This window comes from Streptomyces sp. NPDC037203 (assembly GCF_055605065.1).
Genome location: NZ_JBVJUC010000001.1, coordinates 1,022,738 through 1,049,548 on the forward strand (window position 1 = coordinate 1,022,738; position 26,811 = coordinate 1,049,548).

Consider the following 26,811-nt stretch of genomic DNA (forward strand, 5'->3'; position numbering starts at 1 on the left):
CGGGGCCCGGCGCCTCAGTGTTCGGTCACCTTCCCCGCCGCGACCTCCCAGCGCCTGCTCACCCGGACCGCGTCGAGCATCCGGCGGTCGTGGGTGACCAGCAGCAGGGTGCCCGTGTAGGCGTCCAGGGCGGACTCCAGTTGCTCGATGGCGGGCAGGTCGAGGTGGTTGGTGGGCTCGTCCAGGACGAGCAGGTTGACGCCCCGGCCCTGGAGCAGGGCGAGGGCGGCGCGGGTGCGCTCGCCCGGCGAGAGGGTCGCGGCCGGGCGCAGCACATGGTCCGACTTGAGGCCGAACTTGGCGAGCAGGGTGCGGACCTCCGCCGGTTCGGTGTCGGGGACGGCCGCGCAGAAGGCGTCCAGCAGCGTCTCCGGACCGTGGAACAGGCCACGGGCCTGGTCGACCTCGCCGACGAGCACGCCCGAGCCGAGGGCCGCGTGTCCCCGGTCCAGCGGGAGGCGGCCGAGCAGGGCGGCCAGCAGGGTCGACTTGCCGGCGCCGTTGGCCCCGGTGACCGCGATCCGGTCGGCCCAGTCGATCTGGAGGCTGACCGGCCCGAAGCCGAAGTCCCCGCGCCGCACCTCGGCGTCCCGCAGGGTCGCCACCACGGCGCCCGAGCGCGGCGCGGACGCGATCTCCATCCGCAGCTCCCACTCCTTGCGCGGCTCCTCGACCACCTCCAGGCGCTCGATCATGCGCTGGGTCTGCCGGGCCTTGGCGGCCTGCTTCTCGCTGGCCTCGGTGCGGAACTTGCGGCCGATCTTGTCGTTGTCGTTGCCCGCCTTGCGCCGGGCGTTCCTGACGCCCTTGTCCATCCAGGAGCGCTGCGTCTGCGCCCGCTCCTGGAGGGCGGCCTTCTTGTCGGCGAACTCCTCGTACTCCTCGCGGGCGTGCCGCCGGCCCGTCTCGCGCTCCTCCAGGTAGGCCTCGTAGCCGCCGCCGTAGAGGTTCACCCGACCCTGGGCCAGGTCGAGTTCGAGGACCTTGGTGACCGTGCGGGTGAGGAACTCGCGGTCGTGGCTGACGAGGACGGCGCCCGCGCGCAGCCCGGTGACGAACCGCTCCAGGCGCTCCAGGCCGTCGAGGTCGAGGTCGTTGGTGGGCTCGTCCAGGAGGAAGACGTCGTAGCGGGACAGCAGCAGGGAGGCGAGCCCGGCGCGGGCCGCCTGGCCGCCGGAGAGGGAGGTCATCGGCTGGTCCAGGCCGACGGCGAGGCCGAGCGAGTCGGCGACCTCCGCCGCACGCTCGTCCAGGTCGGCGCCGCCGAGGTCCAGCCAGCGCTCCAGGCTCACCGCGTAGGCGTCGTCCGCGCCGGGTGCGCCGTCGACCAGTGCACGGGTGGCCTCGTCCATGAGCCGCTGCGCCTCGGCGACACCGGTGCGGCGGGCCAGGAACTCCCGCACGCTCTCGCCGGTCCTGCGCTCGGGCTCCTGCGGCAGATGCCCGACGGTCGCGGTGGGCGGGGACAGGCGCAGTTCGCCCTCCTCGGGGTCGAGGAGCCCGGCGAGCAGCCGCAGCAGGGTGGACTTGCCCGCGCCGTTGGCACCGACCAGCCCGATCACATCGCCGGGCGCCACGACGAGGTCGAGCCCGGAAAAGAGCGAGCGGTCGCCGTGCCCGGCGGCGAGATTCTTGGCGACGAGGGTGGCAGTCATCAGGACGCCGATCCTAGTGCGCCCCGTCGGCCGGGCCGGTCCCGCCGGGAGGACGCCGGTCCCGGCGGCTGTGAGTATCCCCACGTCAGCCGATCCACGCCGGGCCCTGACGGGGGCGGCGGGGCAGGGCCTATGGTCCACCCGTGAACAGCGTGAGCGGCGTGGGCCGTGAGACGGATGCCGAAGTGATCGTGGTCGGGGGCGGGGTCGTCGGCCTCACCACGGCCGTCGTGCTGGCCGAGGCCGGGCGCCGGGTGAGCGTATGGACACGGGAGCCCGCCGAGGAGACCACGTCGGCGGTCGCGGGCGGCCTGTGGTGGCCGTACCGCATCGAGCCGGAGCGGCTCGCCGGCGCCTGGGTGCTGGAGACCCTCCAGGTCTACGAGGAGCTGGCCCACGCTCCCGAGGAGACGGGCGTACGGCTGGTCGACGGCGTCCATCAGGGGGCGCGCCTGGACCGGCTGGGCGACTGGGCGGGCCGGGTGCCGGGGCTGCGGGCGGTGCCGGACGGGCTGGCGGCGCGGCTGCCGGTGATCGACATGCCGGCGCATCTGGCGTGGCTGCGGCGGCGGCTGGTGCGGGCCGGGGGCAGCGTGGTGCGGCGCGAGGTGGCCGGCCTCGCCGAGGTGCCCGCCGAGGTGGTGGTCAACTGCTCCGGGCTCGGGGCGCGTTCGCTCGCCGGGGACGACAGGGTGCGGCCGGTGCGCGGACAGCTGGTGCTGGTGGAGAACCCCGGAATCGACACGTACTACACGTCCGTCGACCATTCCTCGCCGGTCGCCGCGTACTTCATCCCGCAGCCGTACGGGCTGATCCTCGGCGGCACCGCGCAGGAGGACGACTGGTCGCTGGAGCCGGACCCGGCCACGGCCGCGGAGATCATCGCCGGGTGCGCGCGGGTGCGGCCGGAGATCGCCGGGGCACGGGTGCTGGCCCACAGGGTGGGGCTGCGGCCGTACCGGGACGCGGTACGGCTGGAGCGGGTGTCCTTGCCCGGCGGCCGGTCCGTGGTGCACTCGTACGGCCATGGCGGTGCCGGGGTGACGGTGGCGTGGGGGTGCGCGCGCGAGGCGGCCGGGTTGGTGCTGGACCCGGCCGCGTAGGCGCGGGGCGTATCGCGCGCGCCCCCTGGGGGCACTGCCGTCAGTCGTCAGTCACCCGGCACGCGGCCCGGCCTGCGCGGAGTGCTCAGGCCCCGCAGCAGCTGCGGGGCCGGGGCCTTCGCCGTCGTACCGGAGGTCGCGCGGGTGAAGGCCCCGGCGCCGCCCACCAGCGGCAAGCGGGCCGAGGTGGCGCCCAGCCGCAGCGTCAGCGCCGGCTTCGTGGCCGGCGGGTCGATGAGGCCGTGGTCGGTGCCCGCGATGATCAGGGCGAGGCGGTGGCCCCTGGGCACGACGTGGTCGGTGGCGGCCAGGGTGAGCGTCATCGTGTAGGACCTGCCCGGCGTGAGCGGGACGCCCTTGGCGAGGGAGGCGTAGTGGCCGAGGTCGGCCCAGCCGCGGCTGAAGACGGTGTAGTCCACCTTGGCGGTCTTCGCGGCGGTCTCCAGGTAGCAGGCGCTGTCGCCGGCCGTGCTCGCGCCCCAGCAGGTGCGGTTCTTCAGCGTGGTGATGCCCTCGGCCTCGTCGGAGTAGTCGCGGATGGTGTCCGGGCCGACGTCGACGAGCACCGCGGACAGATGGGCCGAGGCGGTGGTCGGGGTCGCCGTGACCGTCACCCGGGACATGCCGGAAAGGCGCAGGTCGTGGGTGAGGGGCGCGGTGAGGAAGCCGGCCTTCTCGGGCGTGGACGCGGTCAGCCGGGCCGCCCAGTCGGTCTCGCCGAGCTTGGGATCGTCGGTGAAGGTCTCGGTGCCGGTGGCGCGGTTCAGGCCGAGCGTGCCGACGCCGGGCGCGGTGCCGGAGGCCGGGTGCAGGGTGGTGGCGCGGGTGCCGGCGGGCGGCCAGGTGGCGGAGGTGACCCACTGGTCGGGGTGGCGTTCGATGTCGGCCACCGGCTCGCGGTCGATGCCGTTGTCGTAGCCGAGGAGTTCGTGGTCGAACCAGCGGTGCAGGGTGTCGACCCAGGCGCCGCGCCGGTAGTCGAAGGGATCGACATGGCCGGTCTGGGACAGCCAGAGCTTGCGCTCGACGCCGTGCTCGGCGAGCGCGTTCCACCACTGGCCGAAGTGCTTGGTGCGGACGTTGAGGTCCTGCATGCCCTGCGCCACGAACACGCTGGCGCGCACCTTCGCCGCGTCCTTGACGTAGTCCCGTTCGGTCCACAGCGGGGTCCAGTCGCCGCTGCGGGGGCTGCCGTCGGCGAGTTTCCTCTGCTCGGCCGCGCAGTGCGCCTGAGCCGCGTCGCTCTCGACGTATCCGGCGAGGTCGTCGGGGCCGCCGTCGTAGAGCGGGGCGCCCTGGGCGAAGTAGTAGTCGTACCAGGAGGAGATGGCGCTGATCGGGACGATGGTCCGCAGGCCCCTGACGCCGGTGGCGGCGACGCCGTTGGCGATGGTGCCGTCCCAGCTCTTGCCGATCATGCCGGTTCTGCCGTTGGTCCAGGTGGCCTTGACGGTCTGTGTCCCGGTGCGGCTCGTGTAGGCGGTGGCGCGGCCGTTGAGCCAGTCGACGACGGCCTTCGCGGACTGCACGTCGGAGCGTCCGCCGACGTCGACGCAGCCGTCGGAGCGGTTGGTGCCGGCCAGGTCGACGCCGACGACGGCGTAGCCGCGGGGCACGAAGTAGTTGTCGTAGAACAGCGGCATCTGGACGACATGGCCGCTCGCGTCGTACGTCTTGACCTGGTTCTCGTTGCCGCGCCCGCAGCAGGAGTAGTACGGGCTGGCGTCCATGATGACCGGCACCTTGCGGCCCTCGCGGGCCGGTTCGGCGGGGCGGACGATGTCGGCGGCGACGCGGTCGGACCGGCCGTCGCCGTCCTCGTCGAGGCCGGTGTCCACCCACACGGACTCGCGGACGGCGTGGGCGTAGGAGTAGACGGGGGCGCTCTCGCGGGGCGGCGCGGCCTGGGCGGCGGCCGGGGTGAGGAAGGCGGCCAGCAGGGCGGCGACGGCCGCCGTCGCGAGCGCTCTCCACGGGGCGAGGCGCGTGCGCAGCGGCGCTCGGACAGATGTGCTCTTGGGCATGCGCGGACGATAGTCCGGTCAACTCCCGTACAGAAGAGTGCGTTACGGCACGCGGGTGGCTCATTGCGGCCGAATGGCGATCGTGTGACAGCAGGGGTCATGGACAGGGCAAGGGGCGCAGGGGGTGAATAGGCTCCGGACAGAGACCTCCGGGCGGAGTACTCCGAACGAGTGCTCGGCACGGGGTGCTTCGCGCGGAGTTTCGTGAACGGACCCGCAGACCCGACGACTTGGAGCTGACGTGTACCGCAGAATCATCGCGCCGGGCGCGCTGGCGGCTGCCTCCCTCCTGCTGGCGATCCCGGCATCGGCCGCGAGCTACTCCCCCGGCGCGCCGGGCATCGGCGACCCCTACTACCCGTACTACGGCAACGGCGGCTACGACGTCTCGCACTACGGTCTGCGGCTGCGCTACCAGCCGAAGACGGACGAGTTGCAGGGCACCGCGACGATCAGGGCGCGGACCACCCAGGACCTGTCCAGCTTCGACCTGGACTTCCTGCTCGACGTGAGCGAGGTGCGGGTCAACGGCGTCAGGGCGTCCTTCACCCACGCCGAGCAGCACGAGCTGGTGATCACGCCGAAGAAGCCGCTGGCGAAGGGCACCCCGATCACGGTGGTGGTGCGCTACAGCGGGGTGCCGTCCACCAAGAGTGCCTACGGCTTCACCACCTGGCACCGCACACCGGACGGCGCGGTCGCGGCGGACGAGCCCGAGTCGGCGTGGTGGTGGTTCCCGAGCAACGACCACCCGAGCGACAAGGCGACGTACGACGTGTCGGTCGCCGTGCCGCAGGGCACGCAGGCGATCTCCAACGGCTCGCTGGAATCGGCCGTCTCGAAGCGGGGCTGGACCAGCTACTCCTGGCGGCAGGACAAGCCGCAGGCGACCTATCTGGCCACGCTCGCGATCGGCAGGTTCGACGTCACCCGGAGCCGTTCGAAGCACGGGGTGCCGGTGATCAACGCGTACAGCAAGGACCTGGGCGCCACGGACACGGCCGCGCGGGCGAGTGTGGAGCGCACCGGGGAGATCGTCGACTGGCTGAGCAACTATTTCGGGCCGTATCCGTTCGCCACCGCGGGCGGATACGTCCCGAACACGACCACCGGGTACGCGCTGGAGACCCAGACCCGTGTCTACTACAGCCCCAAGCAGTTCGCGAAGGGCGCCAACCCCTCCGTGGTGGTGCACGAGCTGGCCCACCAGTGGTACGGCGACGACGTGTCGCTCGCGGGCTGGAAGGACATCTGGCTGAACGAGGGCTTCGCGACGTACGCGCAGTGGCTGTGGTCGGAGCACGAGGGCCAGGGCACGACGCGGCAGCTCGCCGGGCAGGTGTACTCCTCGCATCCGGCCGACGACCCCTTCTGGACCGTCAAGCCGGGCGACCCCGGTCCGGACGACCAGTTCGCCGACGCCGTCTACGACCGGGGCGCCGCCGCGATCCAGGCGCTGCGCGAGGCGGTGGGCGACCGGGCCTTCTTCCGCATCCTGAAGGGCTGGCCGAAGGCGCACGCCTACGGCAACGCGTCGGTGGCCGGCTTCGAGAAGTACGCCGAACAGGTCTCCGGCAAACCGCTGGCGGGCCTCTTCGACACCTGGCTGTACGAGCCGGTGAAGCCGGCGGCGTCGGCGGCGCGCGGGTTCGCGGCCGCGCCGGCGCCGGTCGCGCCGCCGAAGTCCTGGAAGCAGATCGAGGCCGCGCACCAGGGTCACGAGGGCTGATCCCGGCCCCGGCCGACGCCCTCCCGGCTCATCGCGTGCGCGTGGTGAGCCAGGAGGGCGGCAGGCCGCGGGGCGTGCGGGGTCGGCCCGCTCCCTCAGGAGGGGGGCGGCTACTTCGCCGGGGCGGGCTGTTCCTGGTCGCCGGCGGCGGCCACCCGGCGGCGGACGCCGAACCAGCCGGCCACGAGCATGACGGCGATCACCGGGATCAGCAGCAGGGTCTTGCGGCCGACCTCGTGGTCGTCCCACATCATGCCGAGGCAGACCAGCAGGAAGACGATCGTGACGATCTCGGTGACCGGGGAGAACTTCAGCTGGAAGTGCGGCCGGGTCACCAGGCCCGCGCGGGCGCGGCGGACGAAGATCGCGTGGCAGATCATGATGATCACCCAGGTGCTGATGATCCCGAGCGAGGCGACGTTCAGCACGATCTCGAAGGCCTGGCTCGGCACCAGGTAGTTCAGGCCGACGCCGAGGATGCAGATGCCGCAGGTCAGCAGGATGCCGCCGTAGGGCACCTGGCTGCGGCTCATCACGCGGGTGAACTTGGGCGCGGAGCCGGCCATCGCCATGGAGCGCAGGATGCGGCCGGTGGAGTAGAGGCCGGAGTTCAGCGAGGACATGGCGGCGGTGAGGACCACGAGGTTCATCACGTCGCCGGCCGCGGGGATGCCGATCTTGGACAGGACGGTCACGAACGGGCTCTGGTCGGCGGAGTACACCGAGCCGGGCAGCAGCAGCGCGAGCAGCACCACCGAGCCGACGTAGAACAGGCCCACGCGCCACATGATCGAGTTCACCGCGCGCGGGACGACCTTCTCCGGCTGCTCGGTCTCGCCCGCGGCGACGCCGACCAGCTCCAGGGCCGCGTACGCGAAGATCACGCCCTGCATGACGAGGACGACCGGCATCAGGCCGTGCGGGAAGACGCCGCCGTGGTCACTGATGAGGCTCAGGCCCGGCGTGTAGCCGTCGACATGGTGCTGGGTGGCCAGCAGGAAGATGCCGATGAACATGAAGGCCACCAGGGTGGCGACCTTGATGATCGCGAACCAGAACTCCATCTCGCCGAAGATCTTCACCGAGATCAGGTTCACGGTGAGCACCACGGCGAGCGCGATCAGCGCCAGCACCCACTGCGGGATGGGCGTGAAGAAGCTCCAGTAGTGGGTGTAGAGCGCGATCGCGGTGATGTCCGCGATGCCCGTGGTCGACCAGTTCAGGAAGTACATCCACCCGGCGACGTAGGCGCCCTTCTCGCCGAGGAACTCACGCGCGTACGACACGAAGGACCCGGAGGAGGGCCGGTACAGGACCAGCTCGCCCAGGGCGCGCACGACGAAGAAGGCGAAGATGCCGCAGACCAGGTAGGCCAGGGCGAGCGCGGGGCCCGCGTTGTGCAGGCGCCCTCCGGCGCCGAGGAAGAGGCCGGTGCCGATGGCGCCGCCGATGGCGATCATGTTGACGTGGCGGGCCTTGAGGTCCTTGCTGTAGCCGGCGTCGCCCGCGTCGGCGGGCGTCTGCGCCGCCCGGGTCGGGGCGGCGGCCTGCGCCGATTCCACGGCGTCCTTGCTCACGGGTGGTACCACTTCCTGGTGCGCCCGGACCTCGGGGTCCGGGGGTCGTGCAGGGCTTGGCCCGCACCACCCCGATGAGTCGCGGTACAGACCAAGCCAGCAGCTTCTCAGACACGCCGGGCCTTACGCGGTGGCCTACGTCACAGAGCGTTGCTTCTCACACGATCTTCTCAGCGTCCACATGATGTTCACCACGCGGCACGCGGGGCGGCCGGGCGGGTTTCACAGTACTGGTGTGACAGCGATACTGCTGCACATGACGACCGATGCCGGGGAGATGAGCCTCACCGTCGACGAGCTGGCCGCGCGGGCGGGTGTGACGGTGCGGACCGTGCGCTTCTACGGGAGCAGGGGGCTGCTGCCGCCGCCGGTGATCGGGCCCCGGCGGGTGGGCCGGTACGGGGCGGAGCACGTGGCGCGGCTGGCGTTGATCGAGGAGTTGCAGCGGCAGGGGATGACGCTGGCGGCCATCGAGCGGTACCTGCGGCAGCTGCCGTCCGACCTGTCCGCCCACGACCTGGCCATCCACCGGGCCGTGGTCGCCTCCTGGGCGCCGGACTCCGTGGAGACGCTCTCGCGCGCCGAGCTGGAGCGGCGGGCGGGACGGGCACTGGCCGACGAGGAGCTGGAGCGGCTGGCGGCGTCCGGGGTCCTCGTCCCGTGCGACGCGGGCGACGGGAGCGCGACGGTCGGCTTCCGGGTCGACTCGGGGCTGCTGCGGCTCGGGCTCGAACTGCTGGACGTGCCGTTGTCGCAGGGCACGATCCTCGCGGCGCGCGAGGTGCTGCTGGAGCACTCGCGCGCCGCGGCCCGTGAGCTCGCCCGACTCTTCCGCGGCGAGGTGGCCGAGCGGGACACCCGCGATGTGCGGGACCTGTCGGCCCACATGCACCCGCTGGTGGTGCAGGCGCTGCTGACCACGTTCCAGCGCTCGCTGCGCGAAGAACTGAGCGGGCTGCTCGGCGGCCGGGGGCCGTCAGGCGGCTGAGTCCGTGAAGGTCTCGCCCCGCTCCGCCTTCTCCACCAGCAGCGCGGGCGGCTCGAACCGCTCGCCGTAGGTCCCGGCCAGTTCCCGCGCGCGGGCCACGAAGGCCGGCAGGCCGGCACCTGCCCCGGCGCCGCCGTCGTAGCCGTTGATGTACTGGAGCACGCCGCCGGTCCAGGCCGGGAAGCCGATGCCGAGGATGGAGCCGATGTTGGCGTCGGCCACGGAGGTCAGCACGCCCTCCTCCAGCAGGCGCACGGTGTCCAGCGCCTCGGCGAACAGCATCCGCTCCTGCATGTCCTTGAACGGGATCTCGTACCCGGCCTTGGTGAAGTGCTCGCGCAGGCCCGGCCAGAGCCCGGCGCGCTTGCCGTCCTCCGCGTAGTCGTAGAAGCCGGCACCGCCGCTGCGGCCGGGGCGCCCGAACTCGTCGACCATGCGGTCGATGACGGCCTCGGCCGGGTGCGCGGTCCAGGTGCCGCCGGCCTCCTGCACGGCCCGCTTCGTCTCGTTGCGGATCTTGCGCGGGAGGGTGAGGGTCAGCTCGTCCATCAGGGAGAGGACCTTGGCCGGGTAGCCGGCCTGGGCCGCGGCCTGCTCGACGGAGGCGGGCTCGATGCCCTCGCCGACCATGGCGACGCCCTCGTTGATGAAGTGGCCGATCACCCGTGAGGTGAAGAAGCCGCGCGAGTCGTTGACGACGATCGGCGTCTTGCTGATCTGCCGGACCAGGTCGAAGGCGCGGGCGAGGGCCTCGTCGCCGGTGCGCTCGCCCTTGATGATCTCGACCAGCGGCATCTTGTCGACCGGCGAGAAGAAGTGCAGACCGACGAAGTCCGCCTGCCGCTCCACGCCCTCGGCGAGGGTGGTGATGGGCAGCGTGGAGGTGTTGGAGCACAGCAGCGCGTCGGGCGCGACCACGGACTCGATCTCCTGGAACACCTTGTGCTTGAGGGCGGTGTCCTCGAAGACGGCCTCGATCACCGCGTCGCAGCCGGCGACGTCGGCGGCGTCCCCGGTGGGCGTGATCCGGGCGAGCAGCGCGTCCGCCTTCTCCTGGCTGGTACGGCCGCGGGAGACGGCCTTGGCGCACAGCTTCTCGGAGTAGCCCTTGCCCTTGAGCGCGGCCTCCAGGGAGACGTCCTTGAGGACGACCTCGATGCCCGCGCGGGCGCAGGAGTAGGCGATGCCCGCGCCCATCATGCCGGCGCCGAGCACGGCCACCTTGCGGACCTGGCGGGACTCGATGTCCTTGGGCCGGTTGGCGCCGGAGTTGACCGCCTGGAGGTCGAAGAAGAACGCCTGGATCATGTTCTTCGCGGTCTGCCCGGTGACCAGTTCGGTGAAGTAGCGGGTCTCGATGGTGCTCGCGGTCTCGAAGTCGACCTGGGAGCCCTCGACCGCCGCGGCCATGATGTTGCGCGGCGCCGGGTAGGGCGCGCCGCCCGTCTGCTTGCGCAGGTTGGCCGGGAAGGCCGGCAGGTTGGCGGCGAACTTCGGGTTGGCCGGGGTGCCGCCGGGGATCCGGTAGCCCGGCACGTCCCAGGGCTGCTGGGACTCGGGGTGCTCGTCGATGAAGGCGCGCGCCTTGGCCAGCATCTCCTCGGGCGTCTCGGCCACCTCGTGGACCAGCCCGTTCTCCAGGGCGCGCCGCGGGTTGTACTGGATGCCCTGGAGCAGCACCTTGAGCAGCGCGTCGGTGATGCCCATCAGGCGCACGGTACGGGTGACGCCGCCGCCCGCGGGCAGCAGGCCGAGGGTGACCTCGGGCAGGCCGATCTTGGAGCCGGGGGCGTCCAGGGCGATGCGGTGGTGGGAGGCGAGCGCGATCTCGTAGCCGCCGCCGAGGGCCGCGCCGTTGATGGCGGCGACGACGGGCTTGCCGAGGGTCTCGATGCGGCGCAGCGCGCTCTTGATCGCGGTCGCGGTGTCGAAGACGGCGCGGGCGTCCTCGGGGCCGGCCTGGATCATCTCCTTGAGGTCGCCGCCCGCGAAGAAGGTCTTCTTGGCGGAGGTGTAGATGATGCCCCGGATGGAGTCCTTCTCGGCCACCGCGCGGTCCGCGATCGCCTCGATGGAGGCCTTGAACGCCTGGTTCATCGTGTTCGCGGACTGGTTGGGGTCGTCCAGGACCAGGGTGACGACACCGGTGTCGTCCTGCTCCCAGCGGATGGTGGTGCTCTCGGTCATGACAGTCGTCTCCGTTGAAGTCGCTTGGTTCCGCGGGGAGTTCAGATGCGCTCGAGGACGGTGGCGATGCCCATGCCGCCGCCCACGCACAGGGTGACCAGGCCGTAGCGCTTGTCCTGGCGCTCCAGTTCGTCCACGAGTGTGCCGACGAGCATGGCGCCGGTCGCGCCGAGCGGGTGGCCGAGGGCGATGGCGCCGCCGTTGACGTTGACCTTCTCCAGCGGCAGGCCCATCTCCTCGACGAAGCGCAGCACGACGGCGGCGAACGCCTCGTTGATCTCGACCAGGTCGATGTCGTCGATGGTCAGGCCGGCCTTGGCGAGGGCCTTGCGGGTGGCGGGGGCGGGGCCGGTGAGCATGATGGTGGGCTCGGAGCCGGAGACGGCGGCGGAGACGATCCGGGCGCGCGGGGTGAGGCCGTAGCGCTCGCCCACCTCCCTGGAGCCGATGGCGACGAGCGCGGCGCCGTCCACGATGCCGGAGGAGTTGCCCGCGTGGTGGACGTGGTCGATCTTCTCCACCCAGTGGTACTTCTGGAGCGCCACGGCGTCGAAGCCGCCGAGTTCGCCGATGTCGGCGAAGGACGGCTTGAGCTTGGCGAGGGAGTCGGCGGTGGTGCCGGGGCGCGGGTGCTCGTCGCGGTCGAGGACGACCAGGCCGGCGCGGTCCCTGACCGGGACCACGGAGCGGTCGAAGCGGCCCTCCTTCCAGGCGTTGACCGCGCGCTCCTGGGACAGCGCCGCGAACTCGTCCACGTCCCGGCGGGTGAAGCCGCCCAGGGTGGCGATGAGGTCGGCGCCGATGCCCTGCGGCACGAAGTTGACGGCGAGGTTGGTCAGCGGGTCGTTGAACCATGCGCCGCCGTCGGAGGCCATCGGGACGCGGGACATCGACTCCACGCCGCCCGCGAGGACCAGGTCCTCCCAGCCGGAGCGGACCTTGGCCGCGGCCAGGTTGACGGCCTCCAGGCCCGAGGCACAGAAGCGGTTCTCCTGCACGCCCGCGACGGTGTCCGGCAGCCCGGCGGCGATGGCGGCGATGCGGGCGATGTCGGAGCCCTGGTCGCCGACGGGGCCGACGACGCCGAGCACGATGTCGTCGACGGCGGCCGGGTCGAGGTCCGGGAAGCGGTCGCGGATCTCGTGGATGAGGCCGACGACCAGGTCGATGGGCTTGGTGCCGTGCAGGGCGCCGTTCGCCTTGCCGCGGCCGCGCGGGGTGCGGATCGCGTCGTACACATACGCTTCGGTGCTCACTGGGGTGCCTTTCGGGAGGGTCGGCCGGGCGGGTTCGGGTGGCGCAGCCAAGAGGTCGGTGGGCTCAGTCGGCGCCCGCGTCCGGCCGGCCGCCCGCGCGTGCGGGCAGGTCCCAGTCCCGTGCCACGGCCTCGGTGTCGGCGCCGGGCAGCGCGGGCGGGGTGCGGACGGCGGTCGGGGTGGCGGAGAAGCGCGGCGCGGGGGCGGGCTGGGTGATGCCGCCGTGGTCGGTGAAGGTGGAGCGGGCGGCCAGGTGCGGGTGGTGCGGGGCCTCGCGCAGCGACAGGACGGGGGCCACGCAGGCGTCGGAGTCCGCGAACAGGGCGGTCCACTGCTCGCGGGTGCCTTCCCGGAAGCGGGCGGCGATCGCTTCGCGCAGTTCCGGCCAGCGGGTGAGGTCGGTGCGCGCGTCCTGGAGGTGGTCCAGGCCGAGCAGGCGCAGGAACTCTGCCGAGAACCGCTCCTCCAGGGCGCCGACCGCCATGTGAGCGCCGTCCGCGGTCTCGTAGGTGCCGTAGTAGGGGCAGCCGCCGTCCAGCAGGTTGGCGCCGCGCCGGTCCTGCCAGGCGCCGGCGGACAGCATGCCGTGGATCATCGCGGACAGGTGGGCGGTGCCGTCCACGATCGCGGCGTCCACGACCTGGCCGGTGCCGGTGGCCCGCGCGTGGTGCAGGGCGGCGAGGACGCCGACGGCCAGGTAGAGCGAGCCGCCCGCGTAGTCGCCCAGGAGGTTGGCGGGCACGGCCGGGGGTTCGCCGGGGCGGCCGATCATGCCGAGGGCGCCGGTGAGGGCGATGTACGACACGTCGTGGCCCGCGCGCTGGGCGAGGGGGCCGTGCTGGCCCCAGCCGGTCATCCGGCCGTAGACCAGGCGGGGGTTGCGGGCGTGGCAGTCGGCGGGGCCGACACCGAGGCGCTCGGCGACGCCCGGCCGGTAGCCCTCGATCAGGATGTCGGCGCGTTCGGCGAGGTCCAGGACGCGGGCGGCGCCGTCCGGGGACTTGAGGTCGACCACGACCGAGCGCTTGTTGCGGTTGGTGATGTCGTGCGCCGGGTCGATGCCGAGGCCGGGGCCGCCGGGGCGGTCCACCCGGACCACGTCGGCGCCGAGGTCGGCGAGCAGCATGGCGGCGAACGGGCCGGGCCCGATGCCGGCCAGCTCCACCACGCGCACGCCGCCGAGCGGGCCCCGCCCTGCTGCTGCCGCCGTGCTCATGCCGTCCCCCAAGCGTGTGACACAACTGATGTAACACCGGTGATGCTATGAACGCCGTTCATCCGGCACAAGACCTGAACGAGCAAGCGCTTAGCCAAGTGCCCGTCCCGTCGGGCATCACCCGGCCGACCGCGGCACCCGGTCCTCACGCTAGCCTCGGCCACCGACAGCGGCGCGGGCTGCGCGACCAAGGGGTGTCATGGACAGGCGAGGTGGGTCATGAGCGGGCTGGACCGTCCCTACGACGTGGTGCTCTACGGGGCGACGGGCTTCGTCGGCGCACTCACCGCGCACTACCTGGCGGCGCACGCGCCGCGGGACCTGCGCTGGGCGATCGCCGGGCGCGACGAGGTGAAGCTGCGGCGGCTGCGGGACGGGCTGCCCGCGGGCGCGGACCCCGGCGTCCTGCGCGCCGACGCCGCCGATCCCGCCTCGCTGCGCGACCTGGCCGGGCGGGCGCGGGTGGTGGCCACGACCGTCGGGCCGTACCTGCGCCACGGCGAGGGACTCGTCGCCGCCTGCGCGGACGCCGGAACGGATTACCTGGACCTCACCGGCGAGCCGGAGTTCGTGGACCTGATGTACGTACGGCACGACGCACGCGCGCGGGAGACCGGCGCGCGCCTGGTGCACGCCTGCGGCTTCGACTCCGTGCCGCACGACCTCGGCGTGTACTTCACGGTGCGGCAGCTCCCGGAGGGCGTGCCGCTGCGGGTGGACGGTTATGTGACGGCCGACGCGGCGTTCTCCGGCGGCACGCTGGCCTCGGCGCTCGACCAGTTCGCGCGCGGCCGGGCGATGCTGGCCGCGGCGCGGGACCGGGCCCGGTACGAGCCGCGGCGCCACGGGCGCCGGGTGAGCGCGCCGGCGGGGCCGCCGCGGTTCGCCCCGGAGGTCGGCGCGTGGGCGCTGCCGCTGCCCACCATCGATCCACGGATCGTGAGCCGTTCGGCACGCGCCCTCGACCGGTACGGGCCCGACTTCCGCTACCGGCACTTCGCGGCGGTCCGCCGGCTGCCCGTCGCGCTCGGCGGGACGGCCGCGGTCGGCGCGGCGGTGGCCGCCGCCCAGCTCCCGCCCCTGCGCCACTGGCTGTCCGGACGGCTCCGTCCGGGTGAGGGGCCCAGTGCCGAGAGGCGGGCCAGGAGCTGGTTCTCGGTCCGCTTCGTCGGCGAGGGCGGCGGCCGGCGCGTCTACACCGAGGTCGCCGGCGGCGACCCCGGCTACGACGAGACCGCCAAGATGTTCGCCGAGGCCGCGCTCTGCCTCGCCCTCGACGACCTGCCGGAGACGTCCGGCCAGGTGACGACGGCCCAGGCGATGGGCGACGCGCTGACGCGGCGGCTGCGGGCGGCGGGGATCACCTTCCGGGTGGCGACGCGGCGGTAGCGGCCGGAACCGCGCGGTGCGCGTCCGCCCCCGTGCGACGATCGGCGCTCCGACCGGACGAAGCCCAAGGAGGCGCGGGAACCGTGCAGTTCGTGCTGGAAGTGACCGTGGACGACAACGCGACGGCACAGGAGCGGGCCGCCGAGCTGGGCCGGATCCTGCGCTACTGGGGCGGCAATCTGCACCACTACGCGCTGGAGCCCGGCGACGGCTCGCCCGTCTACGACTCCGAGTACAGGGAAGTCGGTGTCTGGCGGCTCACCGCCGACTGAGCGGGCCTTTCCCGCGCCGCCTCCTTGAGCGCCCTGCGGCACAGGCCGTCCGCGCGCCGGGTGGTCTCGGGGAGGCGGTAGGCCGGGGTGAGGGCCAGCGTGTGGGCGAGGGCGTTGGACAGCGACACGCGGTGGCCGACGGAGACGAAGACGGGTTTGACGGCGTCGCGCGTACGAAGGGCGCGACCGACCTCCTCGGCGCCGGCCAGCAGCGGGGCCGAGCTGCCGCGGGCGGCGGCGGGATCCTCGTAGGTGAAGGTGAACGGGTTCTTGGCGACGCCGATGGCGGGCAGCCCGGTGAGCACGCCCAGGTGGCTCGCCAGGCCGAAGCGGCGGGGATGGGCGAGGCCGTAGCCGTCGCAGACGACCAGACCGGGCGCGCAGGGCAGGGAGTCGAGCGCGGCCAGGACCGCGGGCAGTTCGCGGAAGGCGAGCAGTCCGGGGACGTAGGGGAAGGACACCCGTGCGACGGCGGTCGACTCGGCGACGACGCCGAGCGTCGCGGCGTCCAGGACGACGGCCGCGGCGGCGACCAGGTCGCGCGCGTCGTCGTAGGCCACGTCGACCCCTGTCACATGGCCCGCGCCGGGCGGCGGACCCGGCTCGTCGAGCACCACCCGGCCGCGCAGTTCGTCCTGGACCGCGCGGGCCTCCTCCTCGCTGGTGGGCCAGCCCGCCGGTATGCCTAGGGTCGTCATGACGGCCGACTGTACGTGCCCGCGCCGCGCCGCACCGCCGCCGGGGCGGTGCGGGTGACGGTTCGCGGCGGGCGGCGGTTGCGGCGGGCGGGCCCTTCCTCGCTTCGAGGCCGCCCCTTCTCCATGCCTTCCCCGCGTCGGCTCAGCCCTTCTTGGCGTTCAGCGCGCGCTGCAACTGGTCCTTGTTCATGTTCGAACGGCCCTCGATGCCGCGCTGCTTCGCCTCGTTGTACAACTGGTCGCGGGTCGGGCCCTGGGGGCCGGTGCGGTTGCCCGACCGCTGCCCGCCGCGCCTGCTGGACGACATGTCCCGGGTGGAGGTGCGGCTCGCGGTCTTGGACTCGCCGGACCGTGCGCGCTCCTTGTTGACGGTCCGCGCGGCGATCTCCTTGGCGCGTCCCGCGCTCTCGCCCCGCTCCTGCGCGCTCTCCTTGATGTGCTCGTACTGGCGTTCGCGCTTGGGGCTGGAACCGGCTGGCATGATCGCTCCTTTCACCTCGAAGGCTCGGCGCCTTCGGGGCGCGAGTACCCGGCTCCCGGCGCGCCTACCTCACCGTTCCAGCCGGGCCACCCTGCCCTGCTCGCCGGCCGCCCAGCAGCCGAGGTCGGGGGTGCAGGAGACGGTGTCGTACGAGCCGGTGCCGATCGTGTGCCAGGTGCGGCCGCCGTCCGTGGTCAGATCGGTGCCGGTCGGGCCGACGGCGAGCGCCGCGGCGCGGCTGTGCGGCAGCCAGGCGGCGCCGGAGCGGTAGGCGGGCGGCGGCGTGGCGGCGGGCTGCCAGGTGCGTCCGCCGTCACGGGTGACGGCCGCTGCCTGCGGCGAGGGCTCGCCGGCGCGGTAGTCGCCGCCGACGGCGAGCCCGTGGGTGCGGTCGCGGAAGGCGAGCGCGAAGACCCCGCGGGCCGGGTCTCCGGCCGGGACCGGGGTGTCGGTGGCGGTCCAGGTCAGCCCGCGGTCGGCGGAGTGCAGGACGCGTGCGCGGGCGCCACCGCCGGTGGCCAGCCAGACGTCCTCCGGGCCGGCGGTGACCAGGCACTGCCCGCTGGCCGCGAAGCCCGCCTCGCCGTCCAGGGCGGGCGGCATGCCGGCCGCGGGCAGCACCCGCCAGGAGCGGCCGCCGTCGCTCGTGGACAGGATGCGGAACTTCCCGTCCACGGGGTCGCCCATCGCGAGGCCGTGGCGGCGGTCGAAGAAGGCCAGGCAGTCGTAGAACGCGTCCGGGTCGGTGTTGCGGAAGGACTCCGTCCAGCTCGCCCCGCCGTCGTCGGTGCGGTAGATCCGGGACGCCTCGCCCTCGCCGATGGCCAGGACCACGGCGTGCCGCGCATCGAACGCCTCGACGTCCCGGAACTCCAGGCCGGACGCGCCGGGCGGGGAGATGTCGCGCCAGGACGTGCCGCCGTCGCGGGTGAGCAGGACGGTGCCGCCGGTGCCGGCCAGCCAGGCGGTGTGCCGGTCGACGGCGGCCAGGCCCCGGAAACGGACCTGGGGGGTGCCGGGGTCCTTCGCCGCCCAGTGCACGTCCCGGGGGCGGGCGGGAGCCGCGGCCGACGGGACGGTCAGTGCGGCCAGCGCCGCGCCGCACGCGACTCCCGCCGCGGTCAGCCTGGCCACCCGCCGGGCGCCCCTCGCGCCCCTTGCGTCCCTCTTGTCCCTCGCGTTCCCCATGCGCCTCATGGCGGGCGAAGCTAGCCCACGGCCGGGGCGCCGTCCAGAGGGCCGTCTGCCGTACCCGGCGGGGGCGGCCTCGGGTGCATGAACGCGGTGACCGAGGTCACTCGTCTCCCAGGTGCACGCCCCGGCCCGTTCCGTCGTCTCCTCCAGTGCCGGGAGTCACTTGGCCGCAGTCCAGCCGTCACGAGGGAGCAAGGCGTTGTCCACCGTCATCGAGCAGCCCGTAGAAGCCCGCCTCGTCGCCGCCGCACCGCGCATGCCGAGCATCCCCGCCACGCTGAGCTACGACCGCTGTGACCCGTTTGCCGTGCGGATGACCTTCCCGGCCCCGGCCACCCTGGAAGGCGTCGAGGTCTGCTGGACCTTCGCCCGCGAACTGCTCGCCGCCGGGCTGCGCGCTCCCGAGGGCCAGGGTGACGTGCGGGTGCGGCCGTACGGCTACGACCGCGTCGTGCTGGAGTTCCACGCCCCGGAGGGCACCGCCGTCGTGCATGTGCGCGCGGGCGAGATACGGCGCTTCCTGGAGGCGACCGGCGAGCTGGTCCCGGTCGGCCTCGAACACCTCCAGCTCGACCTGGACCACCACCTCGCGGAACTGATGCGGGACGCCTGACTGCGGGAACGCGGTCCGCGCACGCCGCGCCGGTAAATGTTTTGACTCCCGGCGGCGGTGCTCCTACCGTTTATCTCGACTCTGCTGCCGTCGATCGGAGAAGGACGTTGCTCGTCTGAGGTTCGAAGACACCGCGTCGCACCGGTGAGGTGTGCGTGGCGTACGACCCTCGGCGTTCGAGCCGTCCTCCGGCACAGGCCCTTTTTTCCTTTTCTGTACGGCCTCCGGGTGACCCTTCGGTTCCCGCCCCGCGGTGTCTTCAGACGCGTCCGCGAAACCGCACCCACTCCCCCGCGAGGCCTCCATGTCATCGTCCTCTCTCACCTGTACGTCCCTGTCCTTCGCCTGGCCCGACGGCACCACCGTGTTCGAGGGGCTCGACCTCTCCTTCGGCCCCGGCAGGACCGGGCTCGTCGGCGTCAACGGGTCCGGAAAGTCGACCCTGTTGAAACTGCTCGCCGGTGAACTCGTGCCGGCCGACGGCACGGTCAAGGCCACCGGGGACATCGGCTACCTCCCGCAGAACGTCACGCTGGACACCGCGCTCCGCGTCGACGCGGCCCTCGGCATCGCCGAGCGGCGGGCCGCGCTGCACGCCATCGAGGCGGGCGACGCGGCCGAACGGCACTTCGAGACGGTCGGCGACGACTGGGACGTCGAGGAGCGCGCCCTGGCCACCCTGGGCGAACTCGGCCTGGGCCACCTCGGCTTGGACCGGACCGTCGGGGAAGTGTCCGGCGGCGAGTCGGTGCTGCTCCGGCTCGCCGCGCTGCTGCTGCGCCGTCCGGACGTGCTGCTCCTGGACGAGCCCACCAACAACCTCGACCTGTACGCGCGCCGCCGTCTCCACCAGGCCGTGGCCGCGTGGTCCGGTGTACTCGTCGTGGTCAGCCACGACCGCGAACTCCTCGACCTGGTCGACCAGATCGCGGAACTGCGCGCCGGCGAGGTCGCCTGGTACGGCGGCAACTTCTCGGCCTACGAGCAGGCACTGGCCGTCGAACAGGAGGCGGCCGAGCGGATGGTGCGGGCCGCCGAGGCGGATGTGCGCAAGCAGCAGCGCGAACTGTCCGACGCACAGGTCAAGTTGGCCCGCCGCAAGCGGTACGGGCAGAAGATGTGGGACGCCAAGCGCGAGCCGAAGATCGTCATGGGCGCCCGTAAACGCGCCGCCCAGGTGTCGGCGGGCAAGCACCGCATCCTGCACGAGGAGCGCCTCGCCGAGGCCAGGGAGCGCCTGGACGACGCGGTGGACGCGGTGCGCGACGAGGACGAGATCCGCGTCGACCTGCCGTACACCGCCGTACCGCCGGGCCGGCAGGTGCTCACCCTGGAGAACCTGGCGATGGCCTACGGGGCACGGATCGAAGGGGTCCTCGATCTGCGCGGGCCCGAGCGGATCGCGCTGGTCGGGCGCAACGGCGCGGGCAAGACCACGCTGCTGCGCACGATCGCCGGGGAGCTGGCCCCCGTGGCGGGCACGGCCACCGCGCACGTCCCGCTGCGGTTCCTGCCGCAGCGGCTCGACGTGCTGGACGACGAGCTGACGGTCGCCCAGAACGTGGCCCGGTTCGCGCCGGGCGCCACCAACAACCGGGTCCGGGCGCGGCTGGCCCGCTTCCTGTTCCGGGGCGCGCGCGCCGACCAGCGGGCGGCCACCCTGTCCGGCGGCGAGCGCTTCCGGGCCACGCTGGCCGCGCTGATGCTGGCCGAACCGGCCCCCCAGTTGCTCCTGCTGGACGAGCCGACCAACAACCTCGACCTGGCGAGCGTCCGGCAGCTCACCTCGGCCCTGGCCTCGTACCAGGGCGCCCTCCTGGTGAGCAGCCACGACCTGCCGTTCCTGGAGTCGATCGGCATCACCCGGTGGCTGCTGCTGGCGGACGGAGAACTGACGGAGATCGCGCCGGAGGAGGTGGGCTAGGGTCTTCCGAACAGCACACCTAGGTACGGGGGAGGGGCGCGGCCGGAGGGCGGGGGGTTTTGTGCCGGGCGCGCCGGGCTGCATGATGGCGGACCAGTGCCGCACCAGCGGCGCAGGCACCCCATCCCCGACTGGAAAGGCCCGTCGTGCCCAGCAAGAAGGCCCTCGTCCGCCGCCCGAGCCCGCGTCTCGCCGAGGGCCTGGTGACGCATGTCGAGCGGCAGAAGGTCGATGTCGGGCTCGCCACCGAGCAGTGGGAGGCGTACGTCGGGGCGCTGCGGGCGCACGGTTGGGAGACGTTCGAGGTCGAACCGGCCGACGACTGCCCGGACTCGGTGTTCGTGGAGGACACCGTCGTCCTGTTCCGCAATGTCGCGCTGATCACCCGGCCGGGCAGTGCGTCCCGCCGCCCGGAGACCGCCGGTGTGGAGGAGGCGGTGGCCGCCCTGGGCTGCTCGGTGAACTGGATATGGGATCCGGCCACCCTGGACGGCGGCGACGTCCTGAAGGTCGGCGACACGGTCTACGTCGGCCGCAGCGGGCGGACCGACGCGGCCGGTGTGCAGCAGCTGCGGGCCGCGTTCGAGCCGCTGGGCGCGCGGGTGGTGGCCGTGCCGGTGAGCAAGGTGCTGCATCTGAAGTCGGCCGTGACCGCGCTGCCGGACGGCACCGTCATCGGGCACATCCCGAGGGTGGACCGCCCCTCGCTGTTCCCCGGCTTCCTCTCGGTGCCCGAGGAGTCCGGCGCGCACGTGGTGCTGCTCGGCGAACACAAGCTGCTGATGGCGGCGAGCGCTCCGAAGACCGCCGAGCTGCTGACCGATCTCGGCTACGAGGTGGTCACCGTCGACATCGGTGAGTTCGAGAAGCTGGAGGGCTCGGTGACCTGTCTGTCCGTCCGGCTGCGGGAGCTGTACGCCTGACCGGCATTCCCTTACGGCACCTTAACCTACGGTTTCGTAACCTACGGATTCGTAGCTTACGATCTCGTAGGTTTCCCGGCACCGCTCGCCGGTACCCCCCGTTTGTGCTCCCTGTTCGGCGTCCCCCTGGAGTTCCCGTGACGATCACTTCCCCCCATCTCGCCGGCCCGTCCGCCGCCTGGACCGACGCCCGGCTGCTGTATGCGCTGGAGGAAGTGGTCGAGGGGGAACTGAACCGCCATCTGAAGGTCGCCAAGGACTGGATGCCGCACGAGTACGTGCCCTGGGGCGACGGGCGCAACTTCCCGGCCCTGTTCGAGGACGGGGAGGCCTGGGCGAAGGACCAGTCCAAGGTGACCGACATCGGCCGCACCGCCCTGGTCGTCAACCTGCTGACCGAGGACAACCTCCCCAGCTACCACCACGAGATCGCCAGCCTGTTCGGCCGCGACGGCGCCTGGGGTACCTGGGTGCACCGCTGGACGGCCGAGGAGGGCCGGCACGGCATCGTGATGCGGGACTATCTGCTCGCCTCACGTGCGGTGGACCCGGACCAGCTGGAGCGGTTCCGCATGGCGCACATGAGCGAGGGCTTCGAGTCCGACAATCGGCACTCGATGCTGCACTCGGTCGCCTATGTCGCCTTCCAGGAGCTGGCCACCCGCGTCTCGCACCGCAACGCCGGCCATCAGTCCGGTGATCCGGTGTGCGACCGGATGCTCGCCCGGATCGCGACCGACGAGAACCTGCACATGGTGTTCTACCGCAACCTGCTCAAGGCCGCGTTCGAGCTGGCGCCCGATCTGACGATGCAGGCGGTCCGGGACGTCGTCGTCAACTTCCGGATGCCCGGACACGGCATTCCCGGTTTCGAGCGGGCCGCCGCGCAGATGGCGATCGGCGAGGTCTACAACCTGCGCATCCACCACGACGACGTGCTCCAGCCGGTACTGCGCCACCTGAAGGTCATGGGGATCGACGGCCTCGGACCCGAGGGGCGGCGCGCCCAGGAGGAACTCGGCCTGTTCATGGGCGGCCTGGACCTGGAGGCCTCCCGGTTCGACGAGAAGCTGGCGGCACGCAAGGCGCGGATGGCGGCGCGAGCCGCGGGCTGAGCGGGACGCCGGCCGGGGCACGGCCCCGGTGCGGGACGGCGGCCGGTCGTGGGCGGCCGGTCAGCCGGAGGTGCGGCGCAGGGCGAGGCGTTCCTTCTCGGACAGTCCGCCCCAGACGCCGAAGCGCTCGTCGTGGGCGAGGGCGTACTCCAGGCAGGCCGGGCGCAGCTCGCACATCCCGCAGATGCGCTTCGCCTCGCGGACCGAGCTGCCCGGCTCGGGGAAGAAGAAGTCCGGCCCCGTCTGCGCACACAAGGCCTGCGCCTGCCAGGTCGGGTCGGCCGGGGTGATGGTGTCGAGGTGCATGACCAGGAGCATGCCGATCGGCGAAAAACATTCGATCAACGCCCGCTCAACGCCGGCGCCGGGGCCTCCGGCCGCATCGATGATGCGCTGCGGTGCCGTCCGGTTGCACGGCGGCGCGCGGAATTTCCGGAAACCCGATCGGGCCTGCGAGGTCACCGAGGGTGAGGGCGCGCCCGGCGGTGCTCCGGCGGCGATCGCCGGTGGCCGGTGCCAGAGTCGGCGGTGCACGGACGGCACCGCTTCGAGGAGGGCGGCCATGCTCACCACCGATTTCGCCGACGGCGCGCCGAACTGGCTGGACGTAGGCGCGCCGGACATCGACGGCGCGCGGTCCTTCTACGGCTCCCTGTTCGGCTGGCGGCCGAACAGGCCCATGGGCAGGTGCTGTTCGGGCCGGTCGACGTGAGGGGCCAGGGACACCTGGCCGTGCTGCGCGGCCGGGCCGGTGTGCGGTTCGGGGTCTGGCAGCCCGGCAGGATCAGGGGCGTGGACCTGGCGAACGCGCCGGGCTCGCTGTGCTGGGCCGAGCTGCACACGCCGGACATCGCGGCGGCGGCCGGGGCGGAGCGGCTCGGTGGGTCGGTGAGCGTCCCGCCGGTGACGGTCGAGGGCGTGGGGCGCGTCGCGGGGCTGGCCGATCCGTACGGGGCACGGTGCTCGGGAGCGAGCGGGCGCGGGGGCGAGGCGGTAGGCCGGCTCGCACGGGGGCGGCCGGGGAGAGCCGGACGCGGGCTGCCGGGGGCTCGCGGTGGGGCGGCTCAGGCGGATGCCCGGCGTATCAGCGTGGTCGGCAGGATCACGCCGGGTCCCGTAGTCAGGCCCACCGGGTCGGTGTCGCCGAGGACGGTGGACACGTCCAGGGCGGTGGCGCCGGGCAGGACGGAGGCGCCGTGCGCGGCCGGGGTGCCGCGCAGACCGGAGGTGCCGCGCAGCAGCAGGCGGGCCATCAGGCGGCCCATCTGCTCGATGTCCTGACGGACCGTGGTCAGCGGCGGATCGGACTGCTCGGCCAGCGGCAGCATGTCGTCGAAGCCGACCACGGCCACGTCCTCGGGCACCCGCAGGCCCCGCTCCCGCAGCACCCGCAGCGCGCCCAGCGCGGTCAGGTCGTTCGCGGCGAACACGGCGTCCACATCGGGGCGGCGGCCGAGGAGTTCCCGCATGGCCCGCTCCCCGCCGGCCGGGGTGAAGTCGCTCTCCACGACCAGCGAGGGATCGCCACCCCCGTCGGCCGTCTCCGCCATGACGTCCCGGTAGCCGTCGAGCCGGTCCACGGCCGACGTCTGGTCCAGGGCGCCGGTGATGTGCGCGATCCGGGTCCGGCCGAGCCCGGCGAGATGGCGCACGGCGGTGCGCGCGCCGCCCCGGTTGTCGGTGTCCACGTACACCGGCGTGCCGGTGCGGTCCCGCCAGCCCGGCCGGCCGCCGAACACGGTGGGCACCCCGGCGTCGTGGATGAGTCCGGGCAGCGGGTCGTCCAGGTGCAGGGAGAAGACCAGCGCGCCGTCGACATGGCCCCCGGCGAGATACCGGGCGACTCGGGTGTGGTCGTCCCGGCCCTCGGTGAGCAGCAGCACCAACTGGTTGTCGTGGGCGGTCAGTTCCTTGCTGATACCGCGCAACTGGAGCGCGAAGAAGGGGTCGGTGAAGACGCGGGTCTCGGGTTCGGCGATGACGACGGCGACGGCGTCGTGCCGCTTGGTGACGAGGCTGCGCGCCGCCTGGTTGGGGACGTAGCCGAGTTCGGCCACGGCCCGCCGTACCCGCTCGGCCAGCGGCTGCCGTACGCCGTACCCGCCGTTGACCACCCGTGACACGGTGGCTCTGGACACCCCGGCACGGGTGGCCACGGCCTCCAGGGTGGGACGCGACACTGCCTCGGGCACCACGGGACTCCTCATCGGCCGGTTACCGCCAGGATAACGAGCGTTCCGGGTCCGGTGGGGTGCCGTACGCGATCAGGGCGCCGGGTTCTCGCGGGCCCGGCTCGGCTGGACGCGTTTGGGCTCGCCGGGCATCTTCGGGTACTCCGGTGGGTACGGCAGGTCGCCGAGGCCGTGGTCGTGTTCGTCGCGGCGGGCCAGCTCCAGCAGGGCGTCCAGGGAGTAGGCGTGGTCGTCCATGTCGGCGTGTACGTCGCCGAGTTCGGCGAACCGGGCCGGCATGGTGGCCAGGTCGAAGTCGCGGGGGTGGGCGGAGCCGACCTCCGTCCAGCGCAGCGGCGCGGAGACGGTGGCCGCCGGGCGGGGCCGTACCGAGTAGGCAGAGGCGATGGTGCGGTCGCGGGCGGTCTGATTGTAATCCAGGAAGATACGGGCGCCGCGCTCCTCCTTCCACCACTTGATGGTGACCCGCTCGGGCATCCGGCGCTCCATCTCCCGGCCGACGGCGATGGCGGCGCGCCGCACCTGGGTGAAGGTCCAGCGGGGTTCGATGGGCACGAAGACGTGCAGCCCCCGGCCGCCGGAGGTCTTCGGCCAGCCGCGCAGCCCGCCGAACTCGTCCAGGACGGCGCGCAGTTCATGGGCGGCGCGGACGGCGTCGGTGTAGTCGGTACCGGGCTGCGGGTCGAGGTCGATGCGGAGTTCGTCGGGGTGGTCGACATCGCCCGCGCGCACCGGCCAGGGGTGGAAGGTGAGCGTGCCGTACTGCGCGGCCCACACCACCGCGGCTTCCTCGGTGGGGCACATCTCGTCGGCGCTGCGGCCGCTCGGGAAGGTGATGTGGGCGGTCGGGATCCAGCCGGGCATGCCCTTGGGGGCGCGTTTCTGGAAGAACCACTCCCCCTCGATGCCGTCCGGGTAGCGCTCCAGGGTGGTGGGGCGGTCGCGCAGGGCGCGCAGGATGCCGGGGCCGACCGCGATGTAGTACCGGGCGAGGTCGAGCTTGGTGAAGCCCCGCTCGGGGAAGAACACCTTGTCCGGGCTGGACAGCCGTACGGTCCGCCCGGCCACCTCCAGTTCCACCGCTTCGGCCATGCGGCCACCGTAGGCGTCCCCCGCGCGGCTCGCACACCGGGCGCACACGGGTGCGCACGCCGGGCGCGTGCGACCGGGCGCGCGCAGAATCGGAGCCATGGAGCTGCCGGTCATGCCGCCCGTGAAGCCGATGCTCGCCAAGTCGGTGGCGAGCATCCCGCCGGGCATGCATTACGAGGCGAAGTGGGACGGCTTCCGGGCGATCGTCTTCCGCGACGGCGTCGAGATCGAGCTGGGCAGCCGCACCGGCAAGCCGCTGACCAGGTACTTTCCCGAATTGGTCGAGGCGCTTGGAGAGCGGGTGCCCGAGCGGTGCGTGCTCGACGGGGAGATCGTGATCGCGCGGGACGGGCACCTGGACTTCGACGCGCTGACCGAGCGGATCCATCCGGCGGCCTCGCGGGTGCGGACGCTGGCGGAGCGCACCCCGGCCTCCTTCGTCGCCTTCGACCTGCTGGCGCTGGACGACCACGCCCTGCTGGACGTGCCGCTCACCGACCGGCGCGCGCTGCTGGAGCGGGCCCTCGCAAACGTCACACCGCCGGTGCATGTGGCGCCCGCGACGACGGACCTCGCGGTGGCCGGGCAGTGGTTCGAGCGGTTCGAGGGCGCCGGGCTCGACGGGATCGTGGCCAAGCCACTCGACCTGCGCTACCGGCAGGACGAGCGGGCCATGTTCAAGATCAAGCACGAGCGCACGGCGGACGTCGTGGTGGCCGGGTACCGGCTGCACAAGAGCGGCCCGGTGGTGGGCTCGCTGCTGCTGGGGCTGTACGACGGGGAGGGCAGGCTCCAGCATGTGGGCGTGTCGGCCGCGTTCCCCATGAAGCGGCGCGCCGAGCTGGTGGAGGAGCTGGCGCCGCTGCGGATGGACGACGTCACCGGACATCCCTGGGCGGCCTGGGCCGAGGAGGCCGCGCACGAGAGCGCCCGGCTGCCGGGCGCGCCGAGCCGCTGGTCGGGCAAGAAGGACCTGTCCTGGGTGCCGCTGCGGCCCGAGCGGGTGGCCGAGGTGGCCTACGACCACATGGAGAACGGGCAGCGCTTCCGGCACACCGCCCGCTTCCGCCGCTGGCGCCCCGACCGGACGCCCGAGAGCTGCACGTACGCCCAGTTGGAGGAGCCGGTGCGGTACGACCTCGCGGAGATCCTCGGCGAGAAGGGCTGAGCCCTCCCCTGCCGG

General features: G+C 72.9%; 22 protein-coding genes and 1 pseudogene. 11 read left to right on the forward strand and 12 right to left on the reverse strand.

Annotation, left to right across the window (positions count from 1 at the left end; translation table 11 throughout):
• Positions 1-14: 14 nt before the first annotated feature.
• The gene (locus tag ACZ7EC_RS04275) at positions 15-1,655 is read right to left on the reverse strand and encodes an ABC-F family ATP-binding cassette domain-containing protein (RefSeq protein ID WP_471057628.1); all 1,641 of its coding nucleotides are present in this window, start codon (positions 1,653-1,655) and stop codon (positions 15-17) included.
• Positions 1,656-1,840: 185 nt separating this feature from the next.
• Here ACZ7EC_RS04275 and ACZ7EC_RS04280 point away from each other — a divergent pair, with 185 nt between their 5' ends.
• Positions 1,841-2,758 carry an FAD-dependent oxidoreductase gene (locus ACZ7EC_RS04280; RefSeq protein ID WP_471057886.1) on the forward strand — a complete coding sequence of 306 codons (918 nt, stop codon included), beginning with the start codon at positions 1,841-1,843 and terminating at the stop codon, positions 2,756-2,758.
• Positions 2,759-2,805: 47 nt separating this feature from the next.
• On the opposite strand, the gene ACZ7EC_RS04285 is transcribed toward ACZ7EC_RS04280, so the two are convergent.
• Complete coding sequence (locus ACZ7EC_RS04285) at positions 2,806-4,782, reverse strand: Xaa-Pro dipeptidyl-peptidase (RefSeq protein ID WP_471057631.1); 1,977 nt, start codon at positions 4,780-4,782, stop codon at positions 2,806-2,808.
• Positions 4,783-5,023: 241 nt separating this feature from the next.
• Between ACZ7EC_RS04285 and ACZ7EC_RS04290 the strand changes: the two genes are divergently transcribed.
• Positions 5,024-6,511 (forward strand): M1 family metallopeptidase, encoded by a 1,488-nt coding sequence (locus ACZ7EC_RS04290; protein ID WP_471057634.1) that lies wholly within the window; start codon positions 5,024-5,026, stop codon positions 6,509-6,511.
• A gap of 110 nt (positions 6,512-6,621) precedes the next feature.
• On the opposite strand, the gene ACZ7EC_RS04295 is transcribed toward ACZ7EC_RS04290, so the two are convergent.
• Positions 6,622-8,088: an amino acid permease gene (locus ACZ7EC_RS04295; RefSeq protein WP_471057638.1), complete on the reverse strand. Its 1,467-nt coding sequence runs from the start codon at positions 8,086-8,088 to the stop codon at positions 6,622-6,624.
• Between the two features lie 256 nt (positions 8,089-8,344).
• On the opposite strand from ACZ7EC_RS04295, the gene ACZ7EC_RS04300 reads away from it, so the two are divergent.
• Positions 8,345-9,076: a MerR family transcriptional regulator gene (locus ACZ7EC_RS04300; RefSeq protein ID WP_471057889.1), complete on the forward strand. Its 732-nt coding sequence runs from the start codon at positions 8,345-8,347 to the stop codon at positions 9,074-9,076.
• Here ACZ7EC_RS04300 and ACZ7EC_RS04305 read toward each other — a convergent pair.
• The 3 genes from ACZ7EC_RS04305 to ACZ7EC_RS04315 form a co-directional block, all read right to left on the reverse strand.
• Positions 9,065-11,263 carry a 3-hydroxyacyl-CoA dehydrogenase NAD-binding domain-containing protein gene (locus ACZ7EC_RS04305; protein WP_471057641.1) on the reverse strand — a complete coding sequence of 733 codons (2,199 nt, stop codon included), beginning with the start codon at positions 11,261-11,263 and terminating at the stop codon, positions 9,065-9,067. The genes ACZ7EC_RS04300 and ACZ7EC_RS04305 overlap by 12 nt on opposite strands.
• Before the next feature lie 41 nt (positions 11,264-11,304).
• Positions 11,305-12,519 (reverse strand): acetyl-CoA C-acetyltransferase, encoded by a 1,215-nt coding sequence (locus ACZ7EC_RS04310; protein WP_471057643.1) that lies wholly within the window; start codon positions 12,517-12,519, stop codon positions 11,305-11,307.
• 64 nt (positions 12,520-12,583) lie between these two features.
• Positions 12,584-13,735 (reverse strand): CaiB/BaiF CoA transferase family protein, encoded by a 1,152-nt coding sequence (locus ACZ7EC_RS04315; RefSeq protein WP_471057646.1) that lies wholly within the window; start codon positions 13,733-13,735, stop codon positions 12,584-12,586.
• A 219-nt stretch (positions 13,736-13,954) separates the two neighbouring features.
• Between ACZ7EC_RS04315 and ACZ7EC_RS04320 the strand changes: the two genes are divergently transcribed.
• Positions 13,955-15,124, forward strand: coding sequence for a saccharopine dehydrogenase family protein (locus tag ACZ7EC_RS04320; RefSeq protein WP_471057648.1), 1,170 nt, complete (start codon positions 13,955-13,957; stop codon positions 15,122-15,124).
• 83 nt (positions 15,125-15,207) lie between these two features.
• Entirely contained in the window at positions 15,208-15,396 is a 189-nt protein-coding gene (locus ACZ7EC_RS04325; RefSeq protein ID WP_471057651.1) for a hypothetical protein, read from the forward strand.
• On the opposite strand, the gene ACZ7EC_RS04330 is transcribed toward ACZ7EC_RS04325, so the two are convergent.
• From ACZ7EC_RS04330 to ACZ7EC_RS04340, 3 genes are all read right to left on the reverse strand, one after another.
• A complete protein-coding gene (locus ACZ7EC_RS04330; RefSeq protein WP_471057654.1) occupies positions 15,345-16,094 on the reverse strand; it encodes an endonuclease V in 750 nt (249 codons plus the stop codon). The genes ACZ7EC_RS04325 and ACZ7EC_RS04330 overlap by 52 nt on opposite strands.
• A 142-nt stretch (positions 16,095-16,236) precedes the next feature.
• Positions 16,237-16,575 carry a plasmid stabilization protein gene (locus ACZ7EC_RS04335; RefSeq protein ID WP_471057657.1) on the reverse strand — a complete coding sequence of 113 codons (339 nt, stop codon included), beginning with the start codon at positions 16,573-16,575 and terminating at the stop codon, positions 16,237-16,239.
• Positions 16,576-16,644: 69 nt separating this feature from the next.
• Positions 16,645-17,763, reverse strand: a complete 1,119-nt coding sequence (locus tag ACZ7EC_RS04340) for a WD40/YVTN/BNR-like repeat-containing protein (protein WP_471057660.1) — start codon at positions 17,761-17,763, stop codon at positions 16,645-16,647.
• Between the two features lie 205 nt (positions 17,764-17,968).
• Here ACZ7EC_RS04340 and ssgD point away from each other — a divergent pair, with 205 nt between their 5' ends.
• The 4 genes from ssgD to ACZ7EC_RS04360 all read left to right on the forward strand — a co-directional run bounded on the left by ssgD (position 17,969) and on the right by ACZ7EC_RS04360 (position 22,344).
• Positions 17,969-18,382, forward strand: a complete 414-nt coding sequence (ssgD, locus tag ACZ7EC_RS04345; protein ID WP_471057663.1) for a spore wall synthesis regulator SsgD — start codon at positions 17,969-17,971, stop codon at positions 18,380-18,382.
• A 304-nt stretch (positions 18,383-18,686) separates the two neighbouring features.
• Positions 18,687-20,306 (forward strand): ABC-F family ATP-binding cassette domain-containing protein, encoded by a 1,620-nt coding sequence (locus ACZ7EC_RS04350; protein ID WP_471057665.1) that lies wholly within the window; start codon positions 18,687-18,689, stop codon positions 20,304-20,306.
• Between the two features lie 146 nt (positions 20,307-20,452).
• On the forward strand, positions 20,453-21,229 hold the full coding sequence (ddaH, locus tag ACZ7EC_RS04355) for a dimethylargininase (RefSeq protein WP_471057667.1): 777 nt from the start codon (positions 20,453-20,455) through the stop codon (positions 21,227-21,229).
• 137 nt (positions 21,230-21,366) lie between these two features.
• On the forward strand, positions 21,367-22,344 hold the full coding sequence (locus tag ACZ7EC_RS04360; RefSeq protein WP_471057670.1) for an acyl-ACP desaturase: 978 nt from the start codon (positions 21,367-21,369) through the stop codon (positions 22,342-22,344).
• Positions 22,345-22,404: 60 nt separating this feature from the next.
• On the opposite strand, the gene ACZ7EC_RS04365 is transcribed toward ACZ7EC_RS04360, so the two are convergent.
• Positions 22,405-22,650: a WhiB family transcriptional regulator gene (locus tag ACZ7EC_RS04365; RefSeq protein ID WP_421677609.1), complete on the reverse strand. Its 246-nt coding sequence runs from the start codon at positions 22,648-22,650 to the stop codon at positions 22,405-22,407.
• A gap of 256 nt (positions 22,651-22,906) precedes the next feature.
• Here ACZ7EC_RS04365 and ACZ7EC_RS04370 point away from each other — a divergent pair.
• Positions 22,907-23,304, forward strand: a pseudogene (locus ACZ7EC_RS04370) (VOC family protein); the annotation flags it as partial.
• A gap of 104 nt (positions 23,305-23,408) precedes the next feature.
• Here ACZ7EC_RS04370 and ACZ7EC_RS04375 read toward each other — a convergent pair.
• Positions 23,409-24,536 carry a LacI family DNA-binding transcriptional regulator gene (locus tag ACZ7EC_RS04375; protein ID WP_471057672.1) on the reverse strand — a complete coding sequence of 376 codons (1,128 nt, stop codon included), beginning with the start codon at positions 24,534-24,536 and terminating at the stop codon, positions 23,409-23,411.
• A 72-nt stretch (positions 24,537-24,608) separates the two neighbouring features.
• Positions 24,609-25,628 (reverse strand): non-homologous end-joining DNA ligase, encoded by a 1,020-nt coding sequence (ligD, locus tag ACZ7EC_RS04380; RefSeq protein ID WP_471057675.1) that lies wholly within the window; start codon positions 25,626-25,628, stop codon positions 24,609-24,611.
• Between the two features lie 97 nt (positions 25,629-25,725).
• On the opposite strand from ligD, the gene ACZ7EC_RS04385 reads away from it, so the two are divergent.
• Entirely contained in the window at positions 25,726-26,796 is a 1,071-nt protein-coding gene (locus ACZ7EC_RS04385; protein WP_471057679.1) for an ATP-dependent DNA ligase, read from the forward strand.
• Positions 26,797-26,811 lie beyond the last annotated feature (15 nt).

What these genes read in the sequence shown, in the direction of transcription:
- ACZ7EC_RS04275 (WP_471057628.1), bottom strand. Translation starts at nt 1,655, where the DNA reads ATGACTGCCACCCTCGTCGCCAAGAATCTCGCCGCCGGGCACGGCGAC.
- ACZ7EC_RS04285 (WP_471057631.1), bottom strand. Translation starts at nt 4,782, where the DNA reads ATGCCCAAGAGCACATCTGTCCGAGCGCCGCTGCGCACGCGCCTCGCC.
- ACZ7EC_RS04300 (WP_471057889.1), top strand. Translation starts at nt 8,345, where the DNA reads ATGACGACCGATGCCGGGGAGATGAGCCTCACCGTCGACGAGCTGGCC.
- ACZ7EC_RS04305 (WP_471057641.1), bottom strand. Translation starts at nt 11,263, where the DNA reads ATGACCGAGAGCACCACCATCCGCTGGGAGCAGGACGACACCGGTGTC.
- ACZ7EC_RS04315 (WP_471057646.1), bottom strand. Translation starts at nt 13,735, where the DNA reads ATGAGCACGGCGGCAGCAGCAGGGCGGGGCCCGCTCGGCGGCGTGCGC.
- ACZ7EC_RS04320 (WP_471057648.1), top strand. Translation starts at nt 13,955, where the DNA reads ATGAGCGGGCTGGACCGTCCCTACGACGTGGTGCTCTACGGGGCGACG.
- ACZ7EC_RS04330 (WP_471057654.1), bottom strand. Translation starts at nt 16,094, where the DNA reads ATGACGACCCTAGGCATACCGGCGGGCTGGCCCACCAGCGAGGAGGAG.
- ACZ7EC_RS04335 (WP_471057657.1), bottom strand. Translation starts at nt 16,575, where the DNA reads ATGCCAGCCGGTTCCAGCCCCAAGCGCGAACGCCAGTACGAGCACATC.
- ACZ7EC_RS04340 (WP_471057660.1), bottom strand. Translation starts at nt 17,763, where the DNA reads ATGGGGAACGCGAGGGACAAGAGGGACGCAAGGGGCGCGAGGGGCGCC.
- ACZ7EC_RS04350 (WP_471057665.1), top strand. Translation starts at nt 18,687, where the DNA reads ATGTCATCGTCCTCTCTCACCTGTACGTCCCTGTCCTTCGCCTGGCCC.
- ACZ7EC_RS04365 (WP_421677609.1), bottom strand. Translation starts at nt 22,650, where the DNA reads ATGCACCTCGACACCATCACCCCGGCCGACCCGACCTGGCAGGCGCAG.
- ligD (WP_471057675.1), bottom strand. Translation starts at nt 25,628, where the DNA reads ATGGCCGAAGCGGTGGAACTGGAGGTGGCCGGGCGGACCGTACGGCTG.
- ACZ7EC_RS04385 (WP_471057679.1), top strand. Translation starts at nt 25,726, where the DNA reads ATGGAGCTGCCGGTCATGCCGCCCGTGAAGCCGATGCTCGCCAAGTCG.